24 protein-coding genes and 1 tRNA gene are annotated in these 25,064 nt (G+C 70.5%); 13 read left to right on the top strand and 12 right to left on the bottom strand.

Annotated elements, in window-relative coordinates; translation table 11 throughout:
* Positions 1-28: 28 nt before the first annotated feature.
* Positions 29-952, bottom strand: coding sequence for an alpha/beta fold hydrolase (locus KBY19_RS01050; RefSeq protein ID WP_210964906.1), 924 nt, complete (start codon positions 950-952; stop codon positions 29-31).
* Positions 953-1,332: 380 nt separating this feature from the next.
* The gene (locus tag KBY19_RS01055; protein ID WP_247690458.1) at positions 1,333-3,423 is read right to left on the bottom strand and encodes a regulator; all 2,091 of its coding nucleotides are present in this window, start codon (positions 3,421-3,423) and stop codon (positions 1,333-1,335) included.
* 213 nt (positions 3,424-3,636) lie between these two features.
* On the opposite strand from KBY19_RS01055, the gene KBY19_RS01060 reads away from it, so the two are divergent.
* Positions 3,637-4,182, top strand: a complete 546-nt coding sequence (locus KBY19_RS01060) for an STAS domain-containing protein (protein ID WP_210964907.1) — start codon at positions 3,637-3,639, stop codon at positions 4,180-4,182.
* A gap of 50 nt (positions 4,183-4,232) precedes the next feature.
* On the opposite strand, the gene KBY19_RS01065 is transcribed toward KBY19_RS01060, so the two are convergent.
* Positions 4,233-4,973 carry a DUF5324 family protein gene (locus KBY19_RS01065; protein ID WP_210955896.1) on the bottom strand — a complete coding sequence of 247 codons (741 nt, stop codon included), beginning with the start codon at positions 4,971-4,973 and terminating at the stop codon, positions 4,233-4,235.
* Positions 4,974-5,175: 202 nt separating this feature from the next.
* Between KBY19_RS01065 and KBY19_RS01070 the strand changes: the two genes are divergently transcribed.
* Together KBY19_RS01070 and KBY19_RS01075 are read left to right on the top strand one after the other, a co-directional pair.
* Entirely contained in the window at positions 5,176-5,703 is a 528-nt protein-coding gene (locus KBY19_RS01070) for a peptidylprolyl isomerase (RefSeq protein ID WP_099882844.1), read from the top strand.
* 120 nt (positions 5,704-5,823) lie between these two features.
* Positions 5,824-6,723, top strand: a complete 900-nt coding sequence (locus tag KBY19_RS01075) for a rhomboid family intramembrane serine protease (RefSeq protein ID WP_210964908.1) — start codon at positions 5,824-5,826, stop codon at positions 6,721-6,723.
* 349 nt (positions 6,724-7,072) lie between these two features.
* Here the strand turns inward: KBY19_RS01075 and crgA are convergent, their stop codons facing one another.
* Positions 7,073-7,336 carry a cell division protein CrgA gene (gene crgA, locus KBY19_RS01080; RefSeq protein ID WP_099882849.1) on the bottom strand — a complete coding sequence of 88 codons (264 nt, stop codon included), beginning with the start codon at positions 7,334-7,336 and terminating at the stop codon, positions 7,073-7,075.
* 102 nt (positions 7,337-7,438) lie between these two features.
* Here crgA and KBY19_RS01085 point away from each other — a divergent pair, with 102 nt between their 5' ends.
* The 6 genes from KBY19_RS01085 (at position 7,439) to KBY19_RS01110 (ending at position 12,332) form a co-directional block, all read left to right on the top strand.
* Positions 7,439-8,176 carry a DUF881 domain-containing protein gene (locus KBY19_RS01085; protein WP_099882851.1) on the top strand — a complete coding sequence of 246 codons (738 nt, stop codon included), beginning with the start codon at positions 7,439-7,441 and terminating at the stop codon, positions 8,174-8,176.
* A 27-nt stretch (positions 8,177-8,203) separates the two neighbouring features.
* Positions 8,204-9,001 (top strand): class E sortase, encoded by a 798-nt coding sequence (locus KBY19_RS01090; protein WP_210955898.1) that lies wholly within the window; start codon positions 8,204-8,206, stop codon positions 8,999-9,001.
* A gap of 88 nt (positions 9,002-9,089) precedes the next feature.
* Positions 9,090-9,305 (top strand): hypothetical protein, encoded by a 216-nt coding sequence (locus KBY19_RS01095; protein WP_099882856.1) that lies wholly within the window; start codon positions 9,090-9,092, stop codon positions 9,303-9,305.
* The gene (locus KBY19_RS01100) at positions 9,302-9,973 is read left to right on the top strand and encodes an aminodeoxychorismate/anthranilate synthase component II (protein WP_210955899.1); all 672 of its coding nucleotides are present in this window, start codon (positions 9,302-9,304) and stop codon (positions 9,971-9,973) included. Before KBY19_RS01095 ends, KBY19_RS01100 begins: the two co-directional genes overlap by 4 nt.
* Positions 9,970-11,319, top strand: a complete 1,350-nt coding sequence (locus tag KBY19_RS01105; RefSeq protein WP_210964909.1) for a class E sortase — start codon at positions 9,970-9,972, stop codon at positions 11,317-11,319. The genes KBY19_RS01100 and KBY19_RS01105 overlap by 4 nt, the downstream gene beginning before the upstream one ends.
* Before the next feature lie 353 nt (positions 11,320-11,672).
* Complete coding sequence (locus tag KBY19_RS01110; protein WP_099886648.1) at positions 11,673-12,332, top strand: class E sortase; 660 nt, start codon at positions 11,673-11,675, stop codon at positions 12,330-12,332.
* Between the two features lie 101 nt (positions 12,333-12,433).
* Here the strand turns inward: KBY19_RS01110 and pknB are convergent, their stop codons facing one another.
* From pknB to KBY19_RS01140, 6 genes are all read right to left on the bottom strand, one after another.
* On the bottom strand, positions 12,434-14,404 hold the full coding sequence (pknB, locus tag KBY19_RS01115) for a Stk1 family PASTA domain-containing Ser/Thr kinase (RefSeq protein WP_185017616.1): 1,971 nt from the start codon (positions 14,402-14,404) through the stop codon (positions 12,434-12,436).
* Positions 14,405-14,556: 152 nt separating this feature from the next.
* Complete coding sequence (locus KBY19_RS01120) at positions 14,557-16,041, bottom strand: penicillin-binding protein 2 (RefSeq protein ID WP_099882862.1); 1,485 nt, start codon at positions 16,039-16,041, stop codon at positions 14,557-14,559.
* Complete coding sequence (locus KBY19_RS01125; protein ID WP_099882864.1) at positions 16,038-17,462, bottom strand: FtsW/RodA/SpoVE family cell cycle protein; 1,425 nt, start codon at positions 17,460-17,462, stop codon at positions 16,038-16,040. Before KBY19_RS01125 ends, KBY19_RS01120 begins: the two co-directional genes overlap by 4 nt.
* 16 nt (positions 17,463-17,478) lie before the next feature.
* Positions 17,479-19,182 carry a Stp1/IreP family PP2C-type Ser/Thr phosphatase gene (locus KBY19_RS01130; protein ID WP_185017617.1) on the bottom strand — a complete coding sequence of 568 codons (1,704 nt, stop codon included), beginning with the start codon at positions 19,180-19,182 and terminating at the stop codon, positions 17,479-17,481.
* Between the two features lie 21 nt (positions 19,183-19,203).
* Complete coding sequence (locus tag KBY19_RS01135; protein ID WP_099882868.1) at positions 19,204-19,710, bottom strand: FHA domain-containing protein; 507 nt, start codon at positions 19,708-19,710, stop codon at positions 19,204-19,206.
* Between the two features lie 10 nt (positions 19,711-19,720).
* Positions 19,721-20,539 carry a DUF3662 and FHA domain-containing protein gene (locus KBY19_RS01140; RefSeq protein ID WP_210964910.1) on the bottom strand — a complete coding sequence of 273 codons (819 nt, stop codon included), beginning with the start codon at positions 20,537-20,539 and terminating at the stop codon, positions 19,721-19,723.
* Positions 20,540-21,010: 471 nt separating this feature from the next.
* Between KBY19_RS01140 and KBY19_RS01145 the strand changes: the two genes are divergently transcribed.
* A tRNA-Leu gene (locus KBY19_RS01145) sits at positions 21,011-21,097 on the top strand.
* Positions 21,098-21,197: 100 nt separating this feature from the next.
* Here KBY19_RS01145 and KBY19_RS01150 read toward each other — a convergent pair.
* Positions 21,198-21,854 (bottom strand): FMN-dependent NADH-azoreductase, encoded by a 657-nt coding sequence (locus KBY19_RS01150; protein ID WP_099882872.1) that lies wholly within the window; start codon positions 21,852-21,854, stop codon positions 21,198-21,200.
* Between the two features lie 108 nt (positions 21,855-21,962).
* Here KBY19_RS01150 and KBY19_RS01155 point away from each other — a divergent pair, with 108 nt between their 5' ends.
* Genes KBY19_RS01155 through KBY19_RS01165 form a run of 3 tightly spaced genes read left to right on the top strand, consistent with a single transcriptional unit; the run spans position 21,963 to position 23,633 of the window.
* Positions 21,963-22,364: a helix-turn-helix domain-containing protein gene (locus tag KBY19_RS01155; RefSeq protein WP_099882874.1), complete on the top strand. Its 402-nt coding sequence runs from the start codon at positions 21,963-21,965 to the stop codon at positions 22,362-22,364.
* 31 nt (positions 22,365-22,395) lie between these two features.
* A complete protein-coding gene (locus KBY19_RS01160) occupies positions 22,396-23,289 on the top strand; it encodes a J domain-containing protein (RefSeq protein WP_185017619.1) in 894 nt (297 codons plus the stop codon).
* Complete coding sequence (locus KBY19_RS01165; RefSeq protein ID WP_210964911.1) at positions 23,286-23,633, top strand: rhodanese-like domain-containing protein; 348 nt, start codon at positions 23,286-23,288, stop codon at positions 23,631-23,633. The genes KBY19_RS01160 and KBY19_RS01165 overlap by 4 nt, the downstream gene beginning before the upstream one ends.
* 211 nt (positions 23,634-23,844) lie before the next feature.
* Here the strand turns inward: KBY19_RS01165 and KBY19_RS01170 are convergent, their stop codons facing one another.
* Positions 23,845-24,951, bottom strand: a complete 1,107-nt coding sequence (locus KBY19_RS01170; RefSeq protein WP_210964912.1) for an acyl-CoA dehydrogenase family protein — start codon at positions 24,949-24,951, stop codon at positions 23,845-23,847.
* Positions 24,952-25,064: the final 113 nt, after the last annotated feature.

Raw genomic sequence — 25,064 nt, forward strand, 5'->3', positions numbered from 1 at the left:
GGACCGACCGCGAAGGTCCACCTCCGGTTCAGCGCGTGGCGGCCTGCGCGGCGACGCGCTGAACGGCCTTGACGGCGACATCGGGCTGATCGACGTAGATGTAGTGCCCGCTCTTCTTGGCGACGCTCAGCCGGCTGTTGCCGGAGAGCTTGAGCCACTCGCGCTGGCCCTGGGTCCAGGACCGCTCCAGGGCCGGCCCGTACTCGGGGACGGCCGCGAGGTACGGCTTCCCGTGCTTGACCACCTGGACCGGGATGTCCCCGGCGGCGCGGACCTCCCCGTCAGGGATCCGGAGCTGCTCCGGGTTCTGGCCCTTGAAGATCGCGAGGGACTGCGCGCGCAGCTCGGCTGCTTCGCCGGTGGCGGAGGCGGGAATGGCGTTGGTGACATCGGCGGTGTTCGTCGGTGAGGTGGCGTCCAGCAGGGCCAGTCCCTTGACCTTGTCCTGGTGGTCGGGGGCGTAGCGGGCGGCGATGATGCCACCCAGGGAGTGGCCTGCCAGGACGACCGGGCGGTCACCGGCGACCTGGTGGAGCACGCCGGTGAGGATCTTCCCGGTGCTCTTGAAGGTCTGCGGACCCGACGGCTTGTCGCTGGCCCCCTGGCCGAGCCGGTCGTAGGAACAGACGCGGTCCTTCTTGCTCAAGGTCTTCTGGAGACCGGCCATCTTCTTGAGATCGTCGCCGCCTCCGGACAGCAGGACGATGACGGGCCTGTCGTCGGCCGACGTACCCGAACAGGACACGTTCACCGAGTGGCCGGCCACCGTGATCTTCTCGGTCCCGGTCAGCAGCTTTCCCTCGGCGTCGGCGGCTTTCCTCTCCGCGGAGGAGCTTTTGGTGGGCTTGGAGTCCGCATTCGACGAGTCGTCGCAACCGACGAGTGCGATACCGCCCACCGAGCAGCAGAGCGCGATCACAGCGGGAGCCTTGAGGGTGGTGAGGCGGGTCATGGTGTCTCCTGGCACAAGGAATTACAGGGAATCGACGAGAAGGCAGCTGCATCACGCGGTGGCGCACCGGCGCAGAGCAGCAGTGGACGCCGCACCGCACGAGACGCTGCCCACGGCGCCATGAGGCGTCGTCACCGGCGGTTTCGAGCGGCTGCGGCTGCACAGCACGCTATGGACTCGACGGCTCGAAAGCGTCACCACGCGGTGGACACTCACGCGTAGCTCTCATGGGGGACAGAGCCTGGTTCCCGGTGAACTGTGCGTGGATGGTGTTGCGGTTCCTGTGCTCCGACGGCCGGGCCATCAGCTCCAGTAGTGCGCACGGGCCGACCGGGGCCAGGAGCTGGTGCACCGTGCGGTCCCACGCCACCTCGTCGCTTTCATGAGGGCTCTTCCAGGGTCGGGTCCGGGTCCGGGTCGGTGACCCAGGCCAGTGCCTGGTCGCGGTCGGCGTGCAGCGCCTTGTGGAAGAGCGCCTCGTACCCGGCGTCGCCGAGCCGGGCCCGGGCAGCCGCCTGGCCCTCCTCGCGCAACGGGGCCACTTCGGGGGTGCCGCGCTGCGGGTGCCCCACCATCTGCCAGTGCTGGGCGCCGGCGCCGTACGCGAGGGCGGCACGTTCCGGCTCGCCCTGCAGGGCCCAGGCCGTGGCCAGCAGCTCCAGCCCCAGCGCGATGCCGATGCGGTCGCGGATGCGCCGCTTGGCGCGGAGCATGTCCCGTGCGTGCGCACCGGCCTCGCAGGCGCGGTTCTCCAACAGTGCGATCAACGCCAGTTGGTAGTCGGTGTAGGAGCGGGTCCACAGCTCCCCGAGCCGTACGCACTCCTGGCGCAGCGCTTCCGCGTCGCGGCGGGCCTCCTTGAGCCGGCCGGAGGTGGTGAGCGCGCAGACCCGCAGCAGTCGGCACAAGGTGCTGCCGAAGGTGGGCTCGTGGGAGGTGTCGGCGTCGCGCAGTGCCGCCTCCGCCGCCGCGAGGGCTGCCAGTGGACGGCCGAACAGCAGTGCGGCGAGACCTTCCAGGTGGGCGGCCTGGAACAGCCGCTCCTTGTCCTCCGCCGCGATGGCCGCCCGCCTGGTCAGCTCGGCGAACGTACGGCCCGCTTCCTGGTCCCCCTGCAGCAGCCGGGCCAGCCCCAGTGACCAGACGCCCTGCGCCCGCGCCGCGCTCGACCCGTCGGTGCGGGCCAGCGCCAGCTCCAGGTAGTGGTGGGTCTCGTACAGGTGGCCGCAGCACACCCAGAAGAACGCCACGTTCCCGGCCAGCTCCAGGGCTGCCGCCGGGTCGGAGTCCAGCAGGAACCGCAGCGCCTCTCGCACATCGTGGTAGAGCTGCTCCAGCCGCTCGTACCACCACTGCTGGCGCGCTCCGAGCCACTCGGCGCGGGCCAGCCGGGACAGCTCCAGGACCGCGGCGGCGTGCCGGGCGGCGACGTGCTCGGTCTCGCCCAGTTCTCGCAGCCACATCCGGCCGTACTCGCGGATGGTGTCCAGCAGCCGGAAGCGGTCGCCCTCGGCCATGACGACCGACTTGTGCACCAGTCCGGCCAGGCAGGTGCGCAGTTCCCTGGGGTTCAGCGGTCCGCCGGTGCAGACCTGTTCGGCGAGGTCGGCGTCGAAGCTCGCGGGGAAGACGGTCAGCCGGGCCCACAGCAGCCGTTCGGTGGGCCGGCACAGCTCGTGGCTCCAGCCCACCGCTGTCCGCAGGGCGCTGTGCCGTGCGGGCCGCCGGGGGCTGTCGCAGGGGCGGGGGTGTCCAGGGGCGTCGGGCAGATCGAGCCCGGAGCGGATGCGGTCGGCCGTCTCGGCGAGCGTGTGGTGGCGCAGCTGCGCAGCGGCCAGTTCCAGGGCGAGCGGCACCCCGTCCAGCCGGGCGCACAGTCGCGCCGCCAGCCGCCGGTCACGGGCCTCGCTCACGGGTCTGCCGACGCTTTCGGCGCGCTGCCGGAAGAGGGTCACGGCCTCGGTGGCGGGCGCGAGCGGCGGTACGGGCAGTACGGTCTCGCGGACCGCGCCCAGTGGCTCCCGGCTGGTGGTCAGCACCGTCAGGTTCGGGCAGGCGGTGAGCAATTCGCCGATCAGATGGCGGCAGCACGGCACCAGGTGTTCGCACGAGTCGAGTACGAGGAGCACCGAGCGGTCCGCCACCCAGCCGCACAGCGCGTCCAGCGGTATGCGGGGGGTGTGGTCGGAGAGGCCGAGGGCGTCGGCCACCGTGGCGGCGAGCAGATCGTCGCTGCGCAGCGGCCACAGGTCGGCCCAGTAGATGTTGGTGTACTCCTGGCGCGGGCTCGCTCCCTGGGTGTGCAGGGTGTGCAGGGCGAGCCGGGACTTCCCGACTCCGGCTCCGCCCACCAGGGTCACCAGCCGCTGTTTCCTGAGGGCTCCGGTCAGCTGAGCCAGCTCGGGCGCCCGGCCGACGAAGGAGGTTGTTTCCTCAGGGATGTTCTGCTGCTGCACAGGTCCAGTCTTCATGCCGGGCCGACCCGTAGTCCCCCACTTCGGGGTTTCTGCTGGATGAGGAGAACTCGTGAGAGTGAAGCGCCAACTCGCAAGCCGAATTAGGGTTTTACACTCGTTCGAGTGACGATGCAGGGGTGGCGCAGCGCCACCCCTAGAGGCCCTGCCTATGCTTACGGGCCGATTTCCCGGACTCCTACGGTCACAAGGTCATACGTGAGGGCACCGATGGCACCGCACCCGGACGAGAGCGGCCGCAGGCTGTCCTCCACCGAACGAGAGGAGCCCTGCGTCACCGCGGACGAGCCCATGACCGGGCACGAGCCCTCGGGCGGGGACGAGGCATGGGCGGCCGGGGACGAGGTGTGGGACGGGGACGAGGAAATGGGCCCCGCGGGCACGGTGCTGACCCGCACGGAGCACGGCCGCACCGTGGTCGAACTGCAGGGCGAGATCGACCTCGCTGTGGTGCTGGACACCACACCCCAGCTGTACGCCCTGACCACGGCCCCCGCCCCGCAGCTCGTCGCCGACCTGCGGCCCGTCACCTTCATCGACTGCAGCGGCCTGGCCCTCCTCGTGGACATCCGCTCCCGGGTGCTGGCCAGCGGCGGACGTTTCACGATGGTGTGCGCCGACCCGCGGGTGCTGCGGCTGCTGCGGATCACAGGGCTGGACGAGGTGCTGACTCCGGTGCCGTCACCGGACGGCCCGCGGCAGGCGGCGGCCGGCGCGGCCGACGGCGAGGCCACGGTCAGGGGGCGGGAGAGCTGAGTCTCCCGCCCCGCTGGCGTCACCGCTGCCGCCACCGCTCCGGGCGGCGGCTACTTCTTCTTGTCGCCGTCCTCGGACTCGGCGTCGTCCTGCTTGGCCTGGACCTCCGGGTCGAGCGCGGTGTCATCGCCGCTCCGGGCGGGGGAGCCGTTCACGCTGGAGAGCGACGCCCGGTCGCCGACCTCCGTCGCGGCCGGCGGCTCGACCAGCCAGTCCGGGTTCGCCTGCCGGTCCCACCAGCGCCAGGCGAGATAGGCGCCGCCCGCCACCAGGCCGACCAGGCCCGCACGCCAGACGAACCGGCCGGCGCGGGAGCGCCTGCGGCGGCGCCGCGAGAGCTTCTCGATCTCCTCGACCGTCACCTGACCGCGCAGCGCGGCCACGGCGGCCGCCCCGCGCTGCGCCGCTTCCTCCCGGGCCGGGCCGGTGGCGGCACGGGCCTCCGTCACGGCGCTCTCGATGCGCGGCCCCGCGTAGGTGGCCGCCTGGCGGGCGGCCTTGCGGGTGCGCTCGGCGGCGCGGCCCGCCGCCACCTCGACCTCGGGAGGGAGGGCGTCACGAGCCTGCGCGACCCGGGGGCCGACGTAGTGTTCGTATCCTTCGCGGGCGGAGTGGCGGGCCTGCTCGGCGGCCTTGGAGACCTTCGGCCCGAGCCGCGCACTCGCCTCATGGGCGTAGCGCGCCGCGGTGTCCTTGGCTTGCCCCGCGTGGGGCTTCACCACCTCCGCGGCGTGGCGCACGCTCTCCTTGGCCGTGCCGGTCGCAGCGCGCACGCTTTCCTTGGCGGTCACGGTTCCTCCTCCTCGGTGGCTCATGACTCAGGTCAGTCTCTCCGACAACGGAGGACAGGAAGTCGTTTTTCCACCTGTTTCGAAGATCATGCCTGCCTATGCTCTGCCCGGCATCCCCCGGTCGGGCATCCGGGTCAGCCACTGCCGTCCAGCGTCCGTGCGAGGATCGGGGGAGTCAATGCAGACAGATGGAAGGTAGATCGTGGCTGAGCAACTCCACGCCACCCTGAAGACCAACCACGGCGACATCCGCGTTCAGCTCTTCCCGAACCACGCGCCGAAGACGGTCAAGAACTTCGTCGAGCTCGCCGAGGGCTCCCGCGAATGGACGCACCCCGAGACGGGTGAGAAGACCACCGCCAAGCTCTACGACGGCACCGTCTTCCACCGGGTGATCAGTGGCTTCATGATCCAGGGCGGGGACCCGCTGGGCAACGGCACCGGTGGACCCGGATACGAGTTCGGCGACGAGATCCACCCCGAGCTGGCCTTCACCAAGCCGTACCTGCTGGCCATGGCCAACGCGGGGCCCGGCACCAACGGCTCGCAGTTCTTCATCACCGTCGGCGCGACGAACTGGCTGACGGGCAAGCACACCATCTTCGGCGAGGTCGCCGACAAGGCCGGCCAGGAGGTGGTCGACGCGATCAGCGGTACGCAGACCAACCCCCGCACCGACCGCCCGCTGCAGGACGTCGTGCTGAAGTCCGTCGTCATCGAGCGTCAGTAGGACTCATCGAGCGGCAGTAGGCCCTCATCGAGCGGCAGTGGGCCGATCGGCGGGGAACCGCACGCCCCACCCGTCCGTATTCAGGGCGGGTGGGGCGGGTGCGTACGGGACACTGGAGGGGTGAGCGTGGAGCAGGAGGGACAATCCGGGGGCGGGGCCGAAGGGCCGGCGCCGAGACATTGCTACCGGCATCCCGACCGGGAGACCGGCATCTCGTGCACGCGGTGCGAGCGACCCATCTGCCCGGAGTGCATGGTGACGGCCTCCGTCGGGTTCCAGTGCCCCGAGTGCGTCCGGTCGGGTTCGGGGACCGGACACCGTCCGGACGCGAATCGGCCCAGGACGGTAGCGGGCGGGCGTGTCACGGAGGATCCCCGGCTGGTCACCAAGGTGCTGCTGGGCCTCAACGTCGCCGTCTTCATCGCGGTGCTCTCGGTCGGCGACCGGCTGCTGGACCAGCTGCTGCTGTTCGGGCAGGCGGTGACCGAGCCGTACGGGCCGGTGGAAGGCGTCGCGGAGGGGCAGTGGTACCGGCTGCTGACCTCGATGTTCCTGCACCAGGAGTTCTGGCACATCGCGATGAACATGCTCGGCCTGTGGTTCCTGGGTCCGCCGCTGGAGGCGGCGCTGGGCCGGGTGCGCTTCCTGGGCCTGTATCTGCTCTCCGGGCTCGGCGGCGGTGCGCTCACCTTTCTGCTGGTGGCGCCGCAGCAGGCGTCGCTCGGCGCGTCCGGTGCGATCTTCGGCCTGTTCGGTGCGACGGCCGTGCTGATGCGGCGGCTGCGCTACGACATGCGGCCGATCCTCGTCCTGCTGGCGATCAACCTGGTCTTCACCTTCACCTGGAAGAACATCGCCTGGGAGGCGCACGTCGGCGGCCTGGTGATGGGCGTGCTGCTGGCCTACGCGATGGTGCACGCGCCCCGCGAGAGGAGGACGCTGGTGCAGTACGGCGCCTTCGGGCTGCTGCTGGCGGTCGTCCTGGTGCTGATCGTGGTGCGCACGATGCAGCTCGGCTGAGCTTTCGGCGCGCCCGAGCAGGCTCCGGCGCGCCTGAGGCGTGCCCCGGTGCGGGCCGCTGCGGCTCGGCCGAGGCCGTCCGGAGCCCGGTGGACAACCGGGCTCCGAGCTCCCTTTCCGGTGCTCGGAAAAGGGCCCGGACCCGGGTTGTCCACAGCGGGTACCGAATCTTGTGCATGGCGTGGCCCGTACGGGGCCACCTTCGCTCAGGTGTGCGTTTCCCTTGCGATTCCTCGGCCGACCAGGGCCGACCGCACCGGGCGTGCGGTCACACCGGCGTCAACACCCCGAAAGTTATCCACAGATCTTGTGAGTTTTCCAAGGCTGTGGATCAGCCTGTGGATAACTCTTATTTCCACTGGGTGGAGACGACGAAGCCGGCCGCGATGAAGCCGAACCCGACCAGGATGTTCCAGTCACCCAGCGACTCGATGGGAAGCGAGGTGTCGGTGACGTAGAACACCACGATCCAGGCGAGGCCGATGCCGAACAGCGCCAGCATCAGGGGGGCGACCCAACGGCGGCCGCCGCCCCCACGCAGGTCGATGGTCGTGGCCTTCTTCTCCGGCGGGGGCGTGAAGTCCGCTTTCTTCCGGGTACGTGACTTCGGCACGAGAGACTCTCCTGTCGATGCTCTGCTGACCGCCGTACGGCCCACGGGGACGGTGGTCCGTTAGCGTAGTGCTTTCCCAGGGCGGAGGGAGACAAGGGTACGGTGACCAGATCGTTGATCCGGCCTGCACGGCTGGCCGCCATAGGCGTCTTCGCCCTCGCAGGCCTCATCTTCTGGGTCAGTTTCAACACGGCGCAAGGGACGAACATCCGCAGCGACGGTTCCATGCTGCGGCTCTCCGACCTCATCCAGGAGCGCAGTAGACAGAACGCGGAGCTCGACAGCCAGGCCGCGGCCCTCCGCCGCCAGGTCGACAAGCTCGCCCGGCGCGACGACGGCAGCACCCGGGACCAGGACCGCAAGCTCGGTGAGCTGGAGAAGCTGGCGGGCCTCAAGAAGATCTCCGGCCAGGGGCTGAGCGTCACCCTCGACGACGCCCCCAGCAACGCCACCGCCAAGGTCCCCGGGCTGCCCGACCCCGAACCCAACGACCTGGTCATCCACCAGCAGGACCTGCAGGCCGTCGTCAACGCCCTCTGGCAGGGCGGGGCGAAGGGCATCAAGGTGATGGACCAGCGGCTGATCTCCACCAGCGCCGTGCGCTGCGTCGGCAACACCCTCATCCTGCAGGGCCGCGTCTACTCCCCGCCCTACAAGGTCAGCGCCGTCGGCGACCGGGAGCAGCTGCGCACCGCGCTCGACAGGGCCCCGGCCATCCGCAACTACCTCGAATACGTGGACGCCTACGGCCTCGGCTGGAAAGTCGAGGAGCACAAGGCACTGACTCTTCCCGGCTACTCCGGCACAGTGGATCTCCGGCAGGCCAAGCCCTTGGAGTGACCGTGACCGTGCGGGGAGTGGGACGGCGTGGCGTTACGAGCGGTCGTACGAATCCTCAGCGAGCTGTGCATCACCGTCGGCATCCTGATCGTGCTCTTCGTCGTCCACCTCCTGTACTGGACGGGAGTGCGGGCCGACAACGCCTCCGACGACGAGATCGCCCGGCTCCAGAAGGAGTGGTCGTCCGGTTCCGTACGAGGTGAGGGCGACCCCGCGGGGAAGGCGGGCGGTGCGGACCCGAGCCCGGGCAGCGGCCGGGACGACGGCGAAGGACAGCCCCGGGAGGGCGCGGGCAGCGGGGCGGACTCGCGCGGCCGCAGCTCGGCGGGGCCGGCCTACCGGGACGGGAAGTCCTTCGCCGTGATGTACATCCCCCGCTTGGGCCGCGACTGGTCCCGCCCCGTCCTGGAGAACACCCGCGCCGCGACCCTGCGCAAGGGCCTCGGCCACTACTCCCGCACCGCCGGCCCGGGACAGCGGGGCAACTTCGCCGTCGCCGGACACCGCCGAACCTACGGCGATCCCTTCAAGGACTTCCCGAAGCTGCGCCCCGGCGACCACGTCTTCGTCACGGACGGCGACACCTGGTACACCTACACCCTCACCCGGCGCCCCTATCGCACCCTTCCCGGTGACACAGGAGTGCTCGATCCCGTGCCCGCGCCGGTGAACAAGGCCGCCACCCCGTTCGACCGGCCCGGCCGCTATCTGACCCTCACCACCTGCGATCCGGAGTGGGGCAGCAGCCACCGGCTGATCGCCTGGGCGCGGCTGGACGCCACCCGGCCCGCGACCGCGGGGAAGCCGGACGCGCTCACCCGCTGACGCCGTACTCTGACGCCGTACTCTTTGGGTGGGCCGAACGGCACGCGTGCCCGATGTGGCGCGGGAGGAGAGAGGACGGCATCGCGGGATGTACGGCTGGATCTGGCGGCGTCTGCCGGGCAACGTGTACGTACGTGCACTGATTTCGCTGGTGCTGGTGGTCGGAGTTGTCTTTCTGCTGTTCCAGTACGTCTTTCCGTGGGCGGAACCGCTGCTGCCGTTCAACGATGTGACGGTGGACGGTGCGGCCGGCTCCGCCGGTGCGGCCGGTTCCGTCGCCGAGATTGCCGGGGGTGCGGTGTGAGCGCGCGCATCCTGGTCGTCGACAACTACGACAGCTTCGTCTTCAACCTCGTCCAGTACCTCTACCAGCTCGGCGCCACCTGCGAGGTGGTCCGCAACGACGAGGTCGAAACGCGCCACGCCGAGGACGGGTTCGACGGCGTGCTCCTCTCCCCCGGCCCCGGCGCCCCGGAGGAGGCCGGGGTCTGCATCGATATGGTGCGGCACTGCGCGGCCCAGCAGATCCCTGTCTTCGGCGTCTGCCTGGGCATGCAGTCGATGGCCGTCGCCTACGGCGGCGTCGTCGGCCGGGCCCCCGAACTGCTGCACGGCAAGACCTCGGTCGTCTCCCACGAGGGCGCGGGCGTGTTCGCCGGACTGCCCTCCCCCTTCACCGCCACCCGCTACCACTCGCTGGCCGTACGCGGCACGCTCCCGGCCGAACTGGAGGTCACCGCCTGGACGGCGCCCGGCGGCGAGGCCGTGGACGGCGCCGACCTGGTGATGGGGCTGCGCCACCGCGAGCTGCCCGTCGAGGGAGTCCAGTTCCATCCCGAGTCCGTCCTCACCGAGGGCGGCCACCGGATGCTGGCCAACTGGCTGGTGCGGTGCGGGGACGCCGGAGCCGTGGAGCGCTCCACGGGGCTGGGGGTGCCGCGCGGAGCCGGTCTGGGGACGGTCACCGGGTGACCACGGGCCACGGTGACGGCAGGGGAGCCGGCGGCTCCGGGAACGACCCGGAGTACGACCCGTACCGTGCGGCCGTAGACGCCCTCGCCGACCCGCTCAACGATCCGCTGCCGGGGCAGCAACCGCCCGGCCCGCAGCCGCCGGCGTCTGCGGCGCAGCACGGGCCGCAGACGGTGGCTGAGGCCCCGTACGCGGCGGAGGCGGACCGGGAGCCCGCCTGGTACGGGACGGCCCCGTACGAGCCGTACGCGCAGCCGACACCGCCCGTCCAGCCCGCGGAGCCCGCCCAGCCGCAGCCGCAGCCGCAGCAGCCGCAGCAGCGGCAGCAGGGGCAGACGGTGCCGCAGCAGCAGGCCGTGCCGCAGCAACTCGTGGGGGAGCCCCGGCACGAGCCGCACGTTCCGGCGAGCGGCCCCGTCCCGCACGGCCCCGCCACCGGCTCCGGCTCCGGCTCCGGCTCCGGCACCGGACCCGGCACCGGACCCGGCACCGGACCCGAGGAGGACCGCAGCACCGTGGGGCTGCGGCGGCCGCACCTGGAGGAACTGGCGCGCCGGAAGGGCATCGAGCCGCCCCGCACCCGATCGCGTACCGAACGCCCGCCGGGGCCCACGCGGTTGGAGGCCCGCAGGGCGGCGCGTGCGCTGCGGCCCGGCCCCGGCATCATCGCCAGCCGGGCCATCGGCGAGGTGTTCATCACCTGCGGCGTGCTGATGCTGCTGTTCGTCGCCTACCAGCTGTGGTGGACGAACGTCCTCGCCGACCAACAGGCGGGCGGTGCCACCGACAAGCTCCAGAAGCAGTGGGACGAGCACAAGCCCGGCGCCGGCCCGGACCCCGAGCGCAAGGCCGGCGCCTTCAAGCCCGGAGAGGGCTTCGCGATCATCCACATCCCCAGGATCGACGTCACCGCACCCATCGCCCAGGGCATCTCCAAGACGAAGGTGCTCGACAGGGGCATGGTCGGCCACTACGCCGAGAAGCCGTTGAAGACCGCCATGCCGTGGGACAAGAAGGGCAACTTCGCGCTCGCCGGGCACCGCAACACCCACGGCGAACCGTTCCGCTACATCAACAGACTGGAGGCCGGCGACGAGGTCGTCGTCGAGACGCAGTCGAAGTTCTACACGTACAAGGTGACGCGCCAACTCCCCTCCACCTCCCCGTCCGATACGGGGGTGATCGACCCGGTACCGCCGAAGTCGGGCTTCACCGAGCCCGGTCGCTACATCACACTGACCACCTGCACCCCCGAATTCACCTCGAAGTACCGTCTGATCGTCTGGGGCAAAATGGTGGACGAACGTCCGCGCAGCAAGGGCAAGCCGGACGCGCTCGTCGACTGACGGCCGACGGGCGGAGCCCGGCGTGACGACCAGCGAGACAGCGGCGGAGGCGGCTACAGGTGAGCGAGGGCAAGCGGGACGCTTCCGCGGGGGAGGCCGTCGACAAGACGGAGACCACCTCGGCCGAGGCGGAGGCGAACACCAACCGGACCACCGAGCCGCCCCACGACTCGGAGGCGAGGCACAGCGCCGACGCGGAGCAGGACCCGGACGCGGACCCCGGCTCGGAGGCGGAGCGCGGCTCAGACGCGGAGCAGGCCTCAGACGCGGGGGAAGCCTCAGATCCGGAGCCCTCCGCAGAGGGTGCCCCGGGCTCCGCGGCAGAGGGAGAGCCCGCGTCCCGGCGGGGGCCGATAGCCGTTGCCGTCGGCGTCTTCGGTGAACTCCTCATCACGGCGGGGCTGGTGCTCGCCCTGTTCGTCGTCTACTCGCTGTGGTGGACGAACGTCCTCGCCGACCGGCAGGCGAAGAAGGAGAGCGACAAGGTCCGCGAACACTGGGCCGCCGACCGCGGCCCGGGGAACCTGGACACCCGGGACGGCATCGGTTTCCTCCACGCGCCGTCCATGTCGTCCGACGACATACTGGTGAAGAAGGGTACGGACCCCAAGGAGCTGAACCAGGGCATCGCGGGCTACTACACCGAGCCGGTGAAGTCGGGCCTCCCGCAGGACCAGTCGGGCAACTTCGCGCTTGCCGCGCACCGCGACGGGCACGGTGCGAAGTTCCACAACATCGACAAGATCGACGAGGGCGATCCGGTCGTCTTCGAGACCAAGAACACCTGGTACGTCTACAAGGTGTTCAAGACCCTGCCGCAGACGTCGAAGTACAACGTCGACGTGCTGGACCCGATCCCGAAGGGTTCGGGCAAGAAGCAGCGTGGCCGCTACATCACGCTGACGACGTGCACTCCCGTCTACACCTCGAAGTACCGCTACATCGTCTGGGGCGAACTCGTCCGCACCGAAGACGTCGACGAGGACCGCACGCCTCCCGCCGAGCTGAAGTGAGAGCCGGCACGCCGGCCGCGCGGGGCTGAGGCCACCGGCGAACCTGCGGGGCCGTGGCCACCGGCGGAGTGGCCGAGTGGCCACGGCTGGCGCTTGCCGCGTCAGTGGCCCCAGTTGCCGCCGAAGATACCGCCGTCGTCGTCTCCGCCGCCGTTGCCGCCGTTGCCGTCGTTCCCACCGCCCGGGCGGGTCATGATGTCGACCTTGTCGCCCTTCTTGCCCTGGGTGTTGGGGGGCGGGCTGGTGGTGACGACCACCGCGTCGCCGCCCTGCGGGCCCCGGATGGTGCCGATGGTGAATCCGGCGTCCTGGAGGGCCTTCTTGGCGTCCTTGAGCTTCTGGTTGGTGACATCCGGCACGGTGGCGGGCGCGTCGTCGGGCGCCTTGGCGACGGTCAGGTTGATCGTGGTGCCCTCGGGCTGCTTGCCGGGGCCCGGGTTCTGCTTGATGACCGTGCCGGCGGCCTTGGTCTCGTCGTCCTGTTCGGTCTTGGAGACCTTGAAGCCGAGCGCTTCGAGCTGGGTCTTGGCCTGGTCGAAGGGGGTGTCGACGACGTTGGGCACGGTCGGCCGGGACTCGGTGGCGACGGTCAGCGTGACCGTGGAGCCCTTCTTGGCCTTCTCGCCGGCGCCGGGGTCCTGGCTGAGGACCGTACCGGCCTGCTGCTCCTCGGACTCCTGCTGCTTCTTGGAGACCTTGAAGCCCGCCTCGTTGAGCTTCTGCTTGGCGTCGGCGTAGACGTCACCGGTGACGTCGGGGATGCTGCGGGGAGCCTTGTCGCGGGGCCCCTTGGACATGATCAGGCTGACGGTGCTGTCGGGTTCGACGCTCTCGCCGACTCCGGGGTCCGTCTTGCAGACGGTGCCCTTCTTCTCGTCGCAGTAGACGCTGTCGCCCTTGGCGGCCTTCAGCCCGGAGTTGCCGAGCTGCTCCTCCGCCTCCGAGGCGGACAGCCCCGTGACGTTGGGCACGTCGACGTCGTTGTTCGGGGAGTCGAGCAGGGCCTTGCCGACGAAGATCGCACCGACGAGCACCAGGATCACCGCGAGCGCCAGCAGGATGGTGGACAGTGGGTTCTTGCCCTTGCGGCGGCTGCGTTGCTCGTCGTAGTAGCCGCCGTCGTCCGGGCGCATCGGCGGCAGCATGGAGGTCTGCGGCTCCTGCGCGCGCAGCGCCGTGGTGGGCTGGTCCTCGGGGTATCCGCCCGCGCCCATGGCGGTGGCGGCGACCGGTTGGCCGTCCAGGCACGCCTCGATGTCGGCGCGCATCTCGTCGGCGCTCTGGTACCGGTAGTCCGGGTCCTTGACGAGTGCCTTCATCACGATCGCGTCCATGGCGGGCGCGATCTCGGGGTCGAAGGCGCTGGGCGGCTGCGGCTCCTCCCGTACGTGCTGGTAGGCGACGGCGACCGGGGAGTCACCGACGAAGGGTGGCCGTACGGTCAGCAGCTCGTACAGCAGGCAGCCGGTGGAGTACAGGTCGGAGCGGGAGTCGACGGTCTCGCCCTTGGCCTGCTCGGGGGAGAGGTACTGGGCGGTGCCGATCACGGCGGCCGTCTGGGTCATCGTCATGCCGGAGTCGCCCATGGCGCGCGCGATACCGAAGTCCATGACCTTGACCTGGCCGTTGCGGGTCAGCATCACGTTGGCGGGCTTGATGTCGCGGTGGACGATGCCGTTGCGGTGGCTGTACTCCAGGGCCTGGAGGATGCCGACGCACATCTCCATCGCCCGCTCGGGCAGCAGCTTGCGCCCGGAGTGCAGCAGCTCACGCAGCGTGGAGCCGTCCACGTACTCCATGACGATGTACGGGATGGAGACCCCGTCCACGTAGTCCTCGCCCGTGTCGTACACCGCGACGATCGCCGGGTGGTTGAGCGAGGCGGCCGACTGGGCTTCGCGGCGGAAGCGGGCTTGGAACGACGGATCGCGGGCGAGGTCGACGCGGAGCGTCTTGACCGCGACCGTACGGCCCAGCCGGGTGTCCTGGGCGAGGTAGACCTCGGCCATGCCTCCGCGGCCGAGCACCGAGCCCAGCTCGTACCGGCCGCCTAGGCGACGCGGCTCTTCCATAGTCTCCAGCCCTCTCCGGTCTTCCGTGCCGCCGCGCGTGGAATCTGCGGCGCGCGACACGGCGGTGTGCTGCTCGGCATACGGTACCCGCCACAGAGTGCGTGCCTGGTGTGGCCGTGGTGACCGGGCTCACCTGATGCTGCTGGTGTGCGTCACTGCTTTCCGTCGAGGACGGCCTCCATCACGCTCTTGGCGATCGGGGCTGCCAGCTTGCCACCCGCGATGTCGTCGCGGAGTGTGTCGGAACTCTCCACCACGACAGCGACGGCGACGGGAGACCCGTCACTCGTCTTCGCGTACGAGATGAACCAGGCGTACGGGTTGTCCTTGTTGTTCTCGCCGTGCTGTGCCGTACCGGTCTTGCCACCCACCGTGACGCCGGGGATCTTGCCCGCGGTTCCGGTGCCCTTCTCCACGACCGTCTCCATGGCCGACTGGAGCTTCTGCGCGTTCTCCGCCGAGACCGGCCGGCTCAGCTCCTTGGGCTTGGTCTGCTCGACCACGTTCAGGTTCGGCGCCACGAGCTGGTCCACCATGTAGGGCTTCATCAGCTTGCCGTCGTTGGCCACGGCCGCGGCGACCATGGCCATCTGCAGCGGGGTGGCGCGGTTGGACGCCTGACCGATGCCCGCCATGGCGTTCTGGGGGCGGTTGTCCTCGGGGTAGATGCTCTTCGCGGGCCGCACCGGTGTGTCCAGGTCCGGGTCCAGCGTGCCGCCCTTGACGTCCTTCTCGAAGCCGAACTTCTCGGCCATCTTGATCATCTCGTCGTTGCCGAGCTCGTCGCTCATCTTGGCGAAGACGGTGTTGCAGGACCACTGCAGCGCGACTCGGACGGACGCGTTCTTGCAGGCCGGGTTGTTGCCCTCGTTGCCCAGGTCCCTGGTGGTCTGCGGGAGGCGGTACGGGTCCTCGGTGCTGGTCTTCTGGTCGAGGTCGTACTGACCGCTCTCCAGCCCCGCCGCCGCGGTGACGACCTTGAACGTCGAACCGGGCGGGTAGGTCTGCCGCAGCGCCCGGTTGAGCATCGGCTGGTCCTTGTCGTCGTCCAGCTTCTTGAACCGCTCACCGTCCTTGCCGCTGACCCCGGCGAACGTGGACGGGTCGTAGGAGGGCTTGTTGGCCAGCGCGAGGATGGCGCCGGTCTTCGGGTTGATCGCCGCGACCGCGCCCTTCTTGTCACCGAGTCCGTCGTAGGCGGCCTTCTGCGCCTTGGCGTTCAGCGTGGTGACGACGTTGCCGCCCTTCTGCTGCTTGCCGGTGATCATGTCGATGGTGCGGTTGAAGAACAGCCGGTCGTCGTCGCCGGTCAGGAACGGGTCGTAGAGCTTCTCCAGCTGGTTCGCGCCGATCCGCTGGGAGGCGTAGCCGGTGACCGGCGACCACAGCTCGCCGTTCTTGTAGGTGCGCTTGTACTTGAAGTCGGTGCCGTTGACGACGGTCGAGCCGGTGACCGCCTTGCCGTCGACGATGATGTTGCCGCGCGGCTGGGCGTAGCGGGCGATGTCGACGCGTCTGTTCTTCGGGTCGTTCTTGAGCTCGTCGGCCTGGACGAACTGCAGCCAGTTGCTCCGTACGAGCAGGGCCAGGACCAACAGACCGCAGAAGATCGCGATTCGGCGCAGGGGCTTGTTCACGGTCGGACCACCTGGGTCATTTCGGCATCGGGTGAGGGGGCGGGTGCGGGCGCCGGGCGGCGGGCGGTGTCGCTGATCCTGAGCAGAATGCCGATCAGCGCCCAGTTGGCGAGCACCGAGGAGCCGCCGGAGGCCAGGAACGGCATGGTCATACCGGTCAGCGGGATCAGGCCCATCACGCCGCCCGCGACGACGAAGACCTGGAGCCCGAAGGCGCCCGAGAGGCCGACGGCCAGCAGCTTGCCGAACGGGTCACGGGCGGCGAGTGAGATGCGTACCCCGCGCTCGACGATCAGCCCGTAGATGAGGAGGACCGCCATCATGCCGGTCAGGCCGAGTTCTTCGCCGACCGTGGCGAGGATGAAGTCGGAGTTGGCGGCGAACCCGATCAGGTCGGAGTTGCCCTGGCCCCAGCCGGTGCCGAGCACCCCGCCGGAGCCGAACGCCCACAGCGACTGGGCGATCTGGTCGCTTCCGGTGGACTGGATGACCTCTTCGGAGAAGGGGTGCAGCCACGCCTGGACGCGCTCTTGCACATGCGGCTCGAAGGTGGCCACGACAGCGGCACCGCCGGCCGACAGGAGCAGACCGAAGACGATCCAGCTCGTGCGCTCGGTGGCGACGTACAGCATGATCACGAAGAGGCCGAAGAAGAGCAGCGAGGTGCCCAGGTCGGTCTCGAAGACCAGGATCATCAGGCTCAGTGCCCAGATGACGAGGATCGGCCCCAGGTCCCGGCCGCGCGGCAGATACATCCCCATGAAGCGCCGTGAGGCCAGCGCCAGCGCGTCCCGTTTCACCATCAGATAGCCGGCGAAGAAGACCGCGAGGATGATCTTCACGAACTCGCCCGGCTGGAGGTTGATGAAGCCCAGGTCCACCCAGATCCTGGCGCCGTTGCGGGCCGGGAAGAACATGGGCAGGACCAGCAGCACCAGACCGACGGCCATGGAGATGTAGGTGTAGCGCTGCAGCACCCGGTGGTCCTTGAGGAACAGCAGGATCGCCACGAACAGCGCCAGCCCGATCGCCGAGTAGAGGAGCTGCTTGGGAGCGTCCGGCGAGAAGGCCCCGAAGGCGCTCTCGGCACGCTGCCGCAGCCGCTCGGACTGGTCCAGCCGCCAGATCAGCACCAGGCCCAGCCCGTTGAGCATGGTGGCCAGCGGCAGCAGCAGCGGATCGGCGTAGGGCGCGTACCGGCGCACCACCAGGTGGCCGACGCCCGCCAGCAGCACCAGACCGCAGCCGTAGCCGAGCATGCCGGAGGGCAGCTCGCCGTTGATGGCCAGCCCGACGTTGGCGTACGCGAAGACGGGGACGAGCACCGCGAAGACGAGCATGGCCAGCTCGGTGTTGCGGCGGCTCGGCAGTCCGCCCGAGGACACTGTGGTGTTACTGCCCGTGGTGGTGAGGTTGCTCATTGCCTTGTGCCGCCCCCTACGGCCCGGTGCACTGCTTGGCCAGCTCCTGCTGCTTCTCCGAGAGCTCGGGGCTCGGCGAGGGAGTGCTGGAGGCGGCGGCAGTCGTGTCGTTGGTGGAGCCGGAGGTGAAGGCGGCGTGGGTGGCGGTACCCAGCCCGGCGGCGGCCTCGCCGACGCCGGCGGTACCCGTGCCCGTACCGGCGGTGCCGGTGCCGGTGCCGCCGTTGGTGGCCGCGTCACCGGGCGTGTTCTGCTCGTCCTTGCGCTGCTTCTCGGAGTCCTTGCTCCCGCCGGTGCCCTTGTCGGCCTTGTCCCCGGGGTCCTTGGGCTGCTTCTTCTGCTTGGCGACGATCTCGCAGACCTTGGCCTGCTCGCCCAGCTCGTCGAGCTTGCTGCGGGCCTCGTCCCGGCTGCCCATCGCGATCGTCTCGCGCAGCTCCTTGCGCTGGAAGCCGGGCAGGTACTTGAGTTCGATCTCGGGGTGGTCCTCGTCGACCTTGTGCAGCTTGACGCCCGCCAACTCCTGGTTGATGCCCCGGTAGAGGGCGACGTGGTCCTCGTTGGCGCCGACGTAGAACTGCGTCTGCGTCCACCGGTAGCCCCCGTACAGCCCGCCGCCGGCCACGGCCAGCGCCAGCGCGATCCACAGCGAGCGCTTGACCCACCTGCCCTTGCCCTTGCCGGGCTTGGCGAAGTCCTCGTCCGTGTAGGGGCCGAACGTGCCCGCGGGCGGGGCCGCCGGGTCGGCGGTGGGGGGACCGAATCCCTCGGGGGCGCCGGATCGGCCCTGCGGCGGCACCGCGCCGCCGCGCCCCAGTTCGGCGGCGCGGGCCGCGGGGGTGCTGCGGGCGGCGCCGTCGCCGCCCAGCGGCTGCTGGCTCTCGGCGACCGCGCCGACGATGACGGGGGTGTCGTTGAGCTGGCCGTGCAGGGTGTCCTCGGGGCCGAGGGTGTCCACGTCCAGCACATCGGCGACGATGCAGGTGATGTTGTCGGGGCCGCCGCCGCGCAGCGCGAGCTGGATCAGCTCCTGCACGGTGTCCTGCGGGCCGTGATAGCCGGCCAGCGTCTCCTCGATCGTCTGGTGCGAGACGACCGCCGAGAGCCCGTCCGAGCACAGCAGATAGCGGTCCCCCGCGCGCACCTCGCGGATCGACAGGTCCGGCTCCACATGGTCACCGCTGCCCAGCGCCCGCATCAGCAGCGAGCGCTGCGGGTGCGTGGTGGCCTCTTCCTCGGTGATCCGGCCCTCGTCCACCAGCCGCTGCACCCAGGTGTGGTCCTGGGTGATCTGGGTGAGCTGGCCGTCCCGCAGCAGATAGGCGCGCGAGTCGCCGACGTGCACCAGGCCGAGCCGCTGGCCCGTCCACAGCAGCGCGGTCAGCGTCGTGCCCATGCCCTCCAGCTGCGGGTCCTCCTCGACCATGACGCGCAGCTGGTCGTTGGCGCGCTGCACCGTCGTACCGAGGGAGGTGAGGATGTCCGAGCCGGGGATGTCCTCGTCGAGCTGGACCATCGCGGAGATCACCTCGGAGGAGGCGACCTCGCCGGCGGCCTGGCCGCCCATGCCGTCGGCGACCGCGAGCAGCCGGGGACCGGCGTAGCCGGAGTCCTCGTTGTGCTCACGGATCATGCCGTCGTGTGATCCGGCGGCAAAGCGCAGTGACAGGCTCATGCGCACCTCGCCCGTCGGCTCCGGGTACATCCGCACGGTGCCCACCCTCCGGTCGTCATGTCGGTACTACTTCCGCAGCTCGATGACCGTCTTGCCGATACGGATCGGCGCTTCGAGCGGGATCGGCGTCGGTGTGGTGAGCCGGGTCCGATCGAGATAGGTGCCGTTGGTCGACCCGAGATCCTCGACGATCCACTTTCCGTCACGGTCCGGGTAGATCCTGGCATGCCGGCTGGACGCGTAGTCGTCGTCCAGCACGATCGTGGAGTCGTGCGCGCGGCCCAGGGTGATGGTCTGGCCCTGGAGGGCCACGGTGGTGCCGGTGAGCGACCCCTCGGTGACGACCAGCTTGGTGGGGGCGTTCCGCCCGCGCCCGCGCCTGCCGCCGCCCTGCGGGGGCTGCTGGGGCTGGGGTCGCTGCGCGGGGCGCTGCGCTTCGGCACGCCGCGCGGTGCGCTGCGTCACCCTGGTGCCGAACAGGTCACTTCGGATGACCTGGATGGACACGATGACGAACAGCCACAGTACGGCGAGAAACCCCAACCGCATGACCGTGAGGGTCAGCTCTGACATTGCCCCCGCTTCACCCTTCGGCTTGCCGGTAAATGATCGTGGTACTGCCCACGACGATGCGTGAGCCGTCGCGGAGCGTAGCGCGCGTGGTGTGCTGTCCGTCTACCACGATGCCGTTTGTGGAGCCCAGATCCTGGATCGAGGAGGGGTTTCCCGCGCGGATCTCGCAGTGCCGGCGCGAGACCCCCGGGTCGTCGATCCGCACGTCGGCCTCCGTGCTGCGGCCGAGGACCAGTGTCGGGCCGGAGATCTGGTGGCGGTTGCCGTTGATCTCCACCCAGCGTCGGGTCTCGGTGCCCGGCAGCGGACCGGCGGAACCCGCCGGGCCCGGCGCGTAGGAGGGCGGGGCCGTGGGGGCGGGCGGTGCGGCGGCGGGGCGCGGAGGGTATCCGGCGCCGCCGGGCCCGGGGCCGGCCGCGGCCGGGCTCCCGTGCGGGGGCTGCTGCTGGGAGGTGCTGGAGGCCAGGGTGCGGCTGCGCACCCGGTACAGACCGGTGTCGAGGTCGTCGGCCTTCTCCAGATGGACCTTGATCGGGCCCATGAACGTGTAGCGCTGCTGCTTGGCGTAGTCCCGCACCATGCTGGCGAGTTCATCGCCGAGCTGGCCCGAGTACGGGCTGAGCCGCTCGTAGTCGGGCGGGCTGAGTTCGACCACGAAGTCGTTGGGGACGACCGTCCGCTCGCGGTTCCAGATCGTCGCGTTGTTGTCGCACTCCCGCTGGAGGGCGCCCGCGATCTCCACGGGTTGCACCTCGGACTTGAACACCTTCGCGAAGGTGCCGTTCACGAGACCCTCGAGTCGCTGCTCGAACCGCTTCAGTACTCCCACGACGCACCTCCTTCCCAGATGCTCTCCGACCTAGTGCCTGCTTCGTGCCTGACCCGTTCCTGCTCTCCAGTGTCCTCGGGTTCCGGGCACGACGCTTCCGCGGTACTGCTTACTGATCGTATCCACGCGCGGGGAAAACGACTGGTTCCCCACCGGGGCCCGGTGCTCAAGTGTTGCCCCTCACAGTGGTCCGCGCGTGCCCCCGCCCACAGTCGCTCGTACCGCCCTACACCCTCGCATGGATAGTAGAGCGCCCGCGCTGGGTCCCGCACCGAGTGTCCCGCAGCGGGCGGCCGACCTGCGGAAGACGTCGGGCGGGAGGCACCGGACCGGCGGCCGGGCCCCCGGAGTCCGGCCCGAGTGGCCGCTCGGGGGGAGGGCCGGAATACGGATGTGAGTCCACCCCGGACAGCGTGCTAATCTTCTGGATGTCGGCAGGCGCCCGCACCGGGCGAAGCGACAACACCCAATGCGCGGGTGGCGGAATAGGCAGACGCGCTGGATTCAGGTTCCAGTGTCCGAAAGGACGTGGGGGTTCAACTCCCCCCTCGCGCACCAGAGGAAGGCCCCTACCGGGTTCCGGTGGGGGCCTTCGTCGTGCTGTACGCCGTCGGGCCGCAGCAGCGGCTGGTCGCCCCGACGGCGGGTGACTCCCGTCTCAGGCGGCCAGGTGGGCCGCCAGGGCCTTGCCGCGGGACTGGGCCGCTTCGTGGGCCTGGGTACGGGAGGCCTTGGCCATCTCGACGAGGTGTTCCATGCCGGGCGTCGTCTCGGCCAGCGTGAGCTCCGGCACGATGAACTCGACATCCAGCCCGAAGCCCTCCGCGCCCAGCACCTTCTCCAGGTAGGGCAGCACGAACTCGAAGCTCTCACGCGGAGTGCCCGGTCCGTAACCGCCACCGCGGCTGGCGACCACCGTGGCCGGCTTCCCGGCGGCCGACGGGGTCTCCGCGCCGGACGTGCGACCCATGACGATCACGTGGTCGAGCCATGCCTTGAGGGTCGAGGGGATCGTGTAGTTGTACATCGGGGCGCCGATCAGCACGGCGTCCGCCTGCTCCAGCTCGGTGGCCAACTGGTCGCGCAGCGCGAAGGCCGCGGCCTGCTCCGGCGTGTGGTTCTGGGGCGGTATGAAGCCGGCGACCGCGGCGACGCCCTGCAGATGCGGGATCGGGTCGGCGTTCAGGTCGCGGTAGATCACCTTCCCGTCCGGGTGCTGGGCCTCCCATGCCTCGCGGAAGGAGGCGGTGACGGAGCGGGAGACGGAAGCGCCGTCCGGGTGGACGGAGGTGTCGAGGTGCAGGAGGGTGGCCATGCGGGGCTCCTAGAGATTCGTTAGTTGTCGAACTTTCCGACGTAGCTATTTGTAGCACAGTCACTTACTTTTCTGCACCTCCTTGCGAGTGAGCAGTACTCTGGTGTCATGTCAGAGCTTGGAGAGAGGCGTGACCTGCCGCCTGAGCGCGCCACGGCCGCTGCGGCCTGCACCGAGCCGGAGAGCGCCATCACGCGCGTCTTCCACCTGCTCGGAAAGCGGTGGACGGGACTGATCCTGGCCGCCTTGATGAGCGGCCCGGGTCACTTCGCCGAGCTGCGCCGTGCCGTACCGGGCATCAGCGAGCGGATGCTCTCCGACCGGCTCACCGAACTGGCCTCCTTCGGCCTGGTCACCCGGTCCGTGGAAGAGGGCCCGCCGCTGCGGGTCAGCTACAGCCTCACCGACTCCGGGCACGCGCTGAAGCCCGCCATGGTCGAGCTCACCCGCTGGGCGGACAGCCACCTTCCGGAGTCCGCCGCCACCTGCCCGGAGGCGTTCCGGGATTGAGTCGGGGCACGGCGGTCGTAGGGTGGTGGCGATGAACGCCAACTCCCCCGCCCGGGCGAGCGAAGATCCGGGCGCGAGCGAAGACCCGAAGGCGAGCGAAGAGTCGCCGGCGAGTGAAAGGCCGCAGGCGAGCGAAGAGCCCGGCACCGAGCGCCTCGAAAAGGCCGTACGGGCCGCGGAGGCCGCACTGATCGAGTACGAGATCGCGGTCGAGACCTTCCGGGTCGAGGTGGAGAACTTCTCCCGGCTGCACCACCAGCGGCTCGGCCCCGTCTACGCCCGACTCGACGAGCTGGACGCGCAGATCGCGGAGGCGGTCGCGGCCCGCACCGGCGACCCCGAGGACATCCGCAAGGCCGACGCGGCGCGCGGCGCCGTGCTGCCGATGCCGAAGGTCGACGAGCTCTTCTTCGGCTGGATCGACTCCAACGGCATGCTTCCCGAGGCCCAGGCGATGCTCAACGAGCAGCCGGTCAGCCCGCCGAGCCGGGTACGGCCCAGCGAGGAGGCCCGCAAGGCCTACCGGGACCTCGTCCGCAAGGCACACCCCGACCTCGCCCAGGACGACGCGGAGCGCGAGCGGCGGGAGGCGTTCCTCGTGCGGGTGAACAAGGCGTACGCGGACGGTGACGCGCCCGCGCTCGCCGCGCTCGCCGAGGAGTGGGAAGCGGGACCGCTGCCCGGGCCCATGGCCGAACTGCTGCGCAGCGAGGAGCTGTACGCACGGCTGGAGTGGCTGGCGCAGCGCAAGGAGATGCTCGCGGAGATGGCCGCGGAGCTGGAGGAGAGCGCGATCGGAGCCATGCTGAAGATGGCCCCCGACGACCCCGACGCGCTGCTGGAAGAGATCGCCGAGCAACTGCTCGGACAGGTGGCCGAGCGCGAGCGCGAGCTCGCCCGGTTGAGAGAGGGAGAGCAAGGATGAACGCCCTTCCCGGGCAGGTGCCGCAGACGGACGTCGCCTCCGTACCGGCCGACGCGCTGCTGCTGGACGTACGCGAGGACGACGAGTGGGCCGCCGGGCGCGCCCCCGGCGCACTGCACATCCCGATGAGCGAGTTCGTCGCCCGACAGGGCGAGTTGACCGAGCGGCTGGGCGAAGGCGAGCGGGTGTACGTCGTCTGCCGGGTCGGCGGCCGGTCCGCCCAGGTCGCTGCCTACCTCCTCCAGCAGGGCGTGGACGCGGTGAACGTCGACGGCGGCATGCTCGCCTGGCAGAGCGCGGGACGGCCCCTGGAGGGCGACACGGACGAGGCATCCGTGCGCTAGGAGCCGCCCTTCTCCCCACAGCACTTCGAGCAGGGGTACCCCCAGAGGCACCTCCCGGCCGGAGGCTGGGGAGGCGGGCGCGCCCCGTCAGGGGCGCGAGGAACTGCGCGAGCAACCACAGTGCTCCCGCAGCCCGCAGCCCGCAGCCCGCAGCCCGCAGCCCGCAGCCCGCAGCCCGCAGCCCGCGGACAGGGGCGCCCCGTCAGCGGAATCAACCGGTGGCGAGGAGGTCCGCGAGGGCTTCCTCGTGGGCGGCGGCCGACCCATGGGAGAGCTCCCACTGCTTGGCCCAGGCGTGGAAGCGGTGCAGCGGATACTCGGTGTCCGCGCCCATGCCGCCGTGCAGATGCTGCGCGGTCTGCACCACCCTGCGTACCCCGTCGGCCGCCCACATCTTGGCGACCGCCACATCGGCCGGCTCCAGCCGCCAGGCCGCCTGCCAGAGAGTGGCCTCCATCGCGCGGAGGTCGATGTAGCGGTCGGCCGCCTGGACGGCGACCGCCTGGAACGTGGCGATCGGGAACCCGAACTGCTCGCGACGGCTGACGTACTCGCTGGTCATCTCCAGGACCCGGCTGCCGAGGCCCAGTGCCAGCGCACAGGTGCCGGTGGCCAGCAGCCGGTGCAGCCGGCCCGGTGCCTCCGGCGCTTCGACGACCTCGTGCGGCGGTACGCGCACCGCGTCCAGCCGCAGCTCGGCGTAGCGCTCACCGTTGGTGGACGTCTGCTCGGCCAGGGAGACGCCCGCGGTCCCAGCGGGGGACACGCAGGCCAGCAGCGGGCGGCCCTCGGCCGTACGCGCCGGGACGACGGCGAGGTCGGCCGTCGCCGCCCACGGCACCGCGGTCTGTACGCCCTCCAGGACCCAGCCGGTCCCGCCGGGCGCCGCGTGGGCCGTCACGGCGTGATCGGCCGGCTCGTGGCCCGTGCGGCCCTGTCCGGCGACGGTGACGGCCAACTCGCCCCTCGCGATGCGCCCGAGCAGCGCGGAGCGCAACTCCTCGCTGCCGTGGGCGGCGAGGGCGAAGGCTGCCGCGCTGGTCTCCAGCAGCGGTACGCGCGCCAGTACGCGGCCCGCCTCGCGCAGCACCAGACACAGCGCCACCGGGTCGAGCCCCAGCCCACCGTGCTCGGGCGGCACGGCGAGGCCGAGCAGGTCGGCCCGCGCCAGTCGCTGCCACAGCGGCCGGTCGAAGTCCTCGGCGACCGCTCCCCGGGTCAGCGCCGGACTCGGTACGGCGTCGGGCGACACCTGCGAGAAGACGGCTGCGGCGGCTTCCTGGGCCGCCTGCTGCTCTTCGCTGAAGCTGAAGTCCATGGCGCTCTCCCCCGGGTCGCCCCTTGAGTGGAAGGGGGTGGTGGGACGGAATGAGAACTGACGTTCCGTCAGATTAGGGCGGTGGGGAGGAGTTCGCCAGAGGCAGGTGCGAT

The organism is Streptomyces sp. B15, assembly GCF_018070605.1.
Lineage (GTDB): Bacteria > Actinomycetota > Actinomycetes > Streptomycetales > Streptomycetaceae > Streptomyces > Streptomyces smyrnaeus.

What these genes read in the sequence shown, in the direction of transcription:
- KBY19_RS01050 (WP_210964906.1), bottom strand. Translation starts at nt 952, where the DNA reads ATGACCCGCCTCACCACCCTCAAGGCTCCCGCTGTGATCGCGCTCTGC.
- KBY19_RS01055 (WP_247690458.1), bottom strand. Translation starts at nt 3,423, where the DNA reads ATGAAGACTGGACCTGTGCAGCAGCAGAACATCCCTGAGGAAACAACC.
- KBY19_RS01060 (WP_210964907.1), top strand. Translation starts at nt 3,637, where the DNA reads ATGGCACCGCACCCGGACGAGAGCGGCCGCAGGCTGTCCTCCACCGAA.
- KBY19_RS01095 (WP_099882856.1), top strand. Translation starts at nt 9,090, where the DNA reads ATGTACGGCTGGATCTGGCGGCGTCTGCCGGGCAACGTGTACGTACGT.
- pknB (WP_185017616.1), bottom strand. Translation starts at nt 14,404, where the DNA reads ATGGAAGAGCCGCGTCGCCTAGGCGGCCGGTACGAGCTGGGCTCGGTG.
- KBY19_RS01125 (WP_099882864.1), bottom strand. Translation starts at nt 17,462, where the DNA reads ATGAGCAACCTCACCACCACGGGCAGTAACACCACAGTGTCCTCGGGC.
- KBY19_RS01135 (WP_099882868.1), bottom strand. Translation starts at nt 19,710, where the DNA reads ATGTCAGAGCTGACCCTCACGGTCATGCGGTTGGGGTTTCTCGCCGTA.
- KBY19_RS01150 (WP_099882872.1), bottom strand. Translation starts at nt 21,854, where the DNA reads ATGGCCACCCTCCTGCACCTCGACACCTCCGTCCACCCGGACGGCGCT.
- KBY19_RS01155 (WP_099882874.1), top strand. Translation starts at nt 21,963, where the DNA reads ATGTCAGAGCTTGGAGAGAGGCGTGACCTGCCGCCTGAGCGCGCCACG.
- KBY19_RS01160 (WP_185017619.1), top strand. Translation starts at nt 22,396, where the DNA reads ATGAACGCCAACTCCCCCGCCCGGGCGAGCGAAGATCCGGGCGCGAGC.
- KBY19_RS01165 (WP_210964911.1), top strand. Translation starts at nt 23,286, where the DNA reads ATGAACGCCCTTCCCGGGCAGGTGCCGCAGACGGACGTCGCCTCCGTA.
- KBY19_RS01170 (WP_210964912.1), bottom strand. Translation starts at nt 24,951, where the DNA reads ATGGACTTCAGCTTCAGCGAAGAGCAGCAGGCGGCCCAGGAAGCCGCC.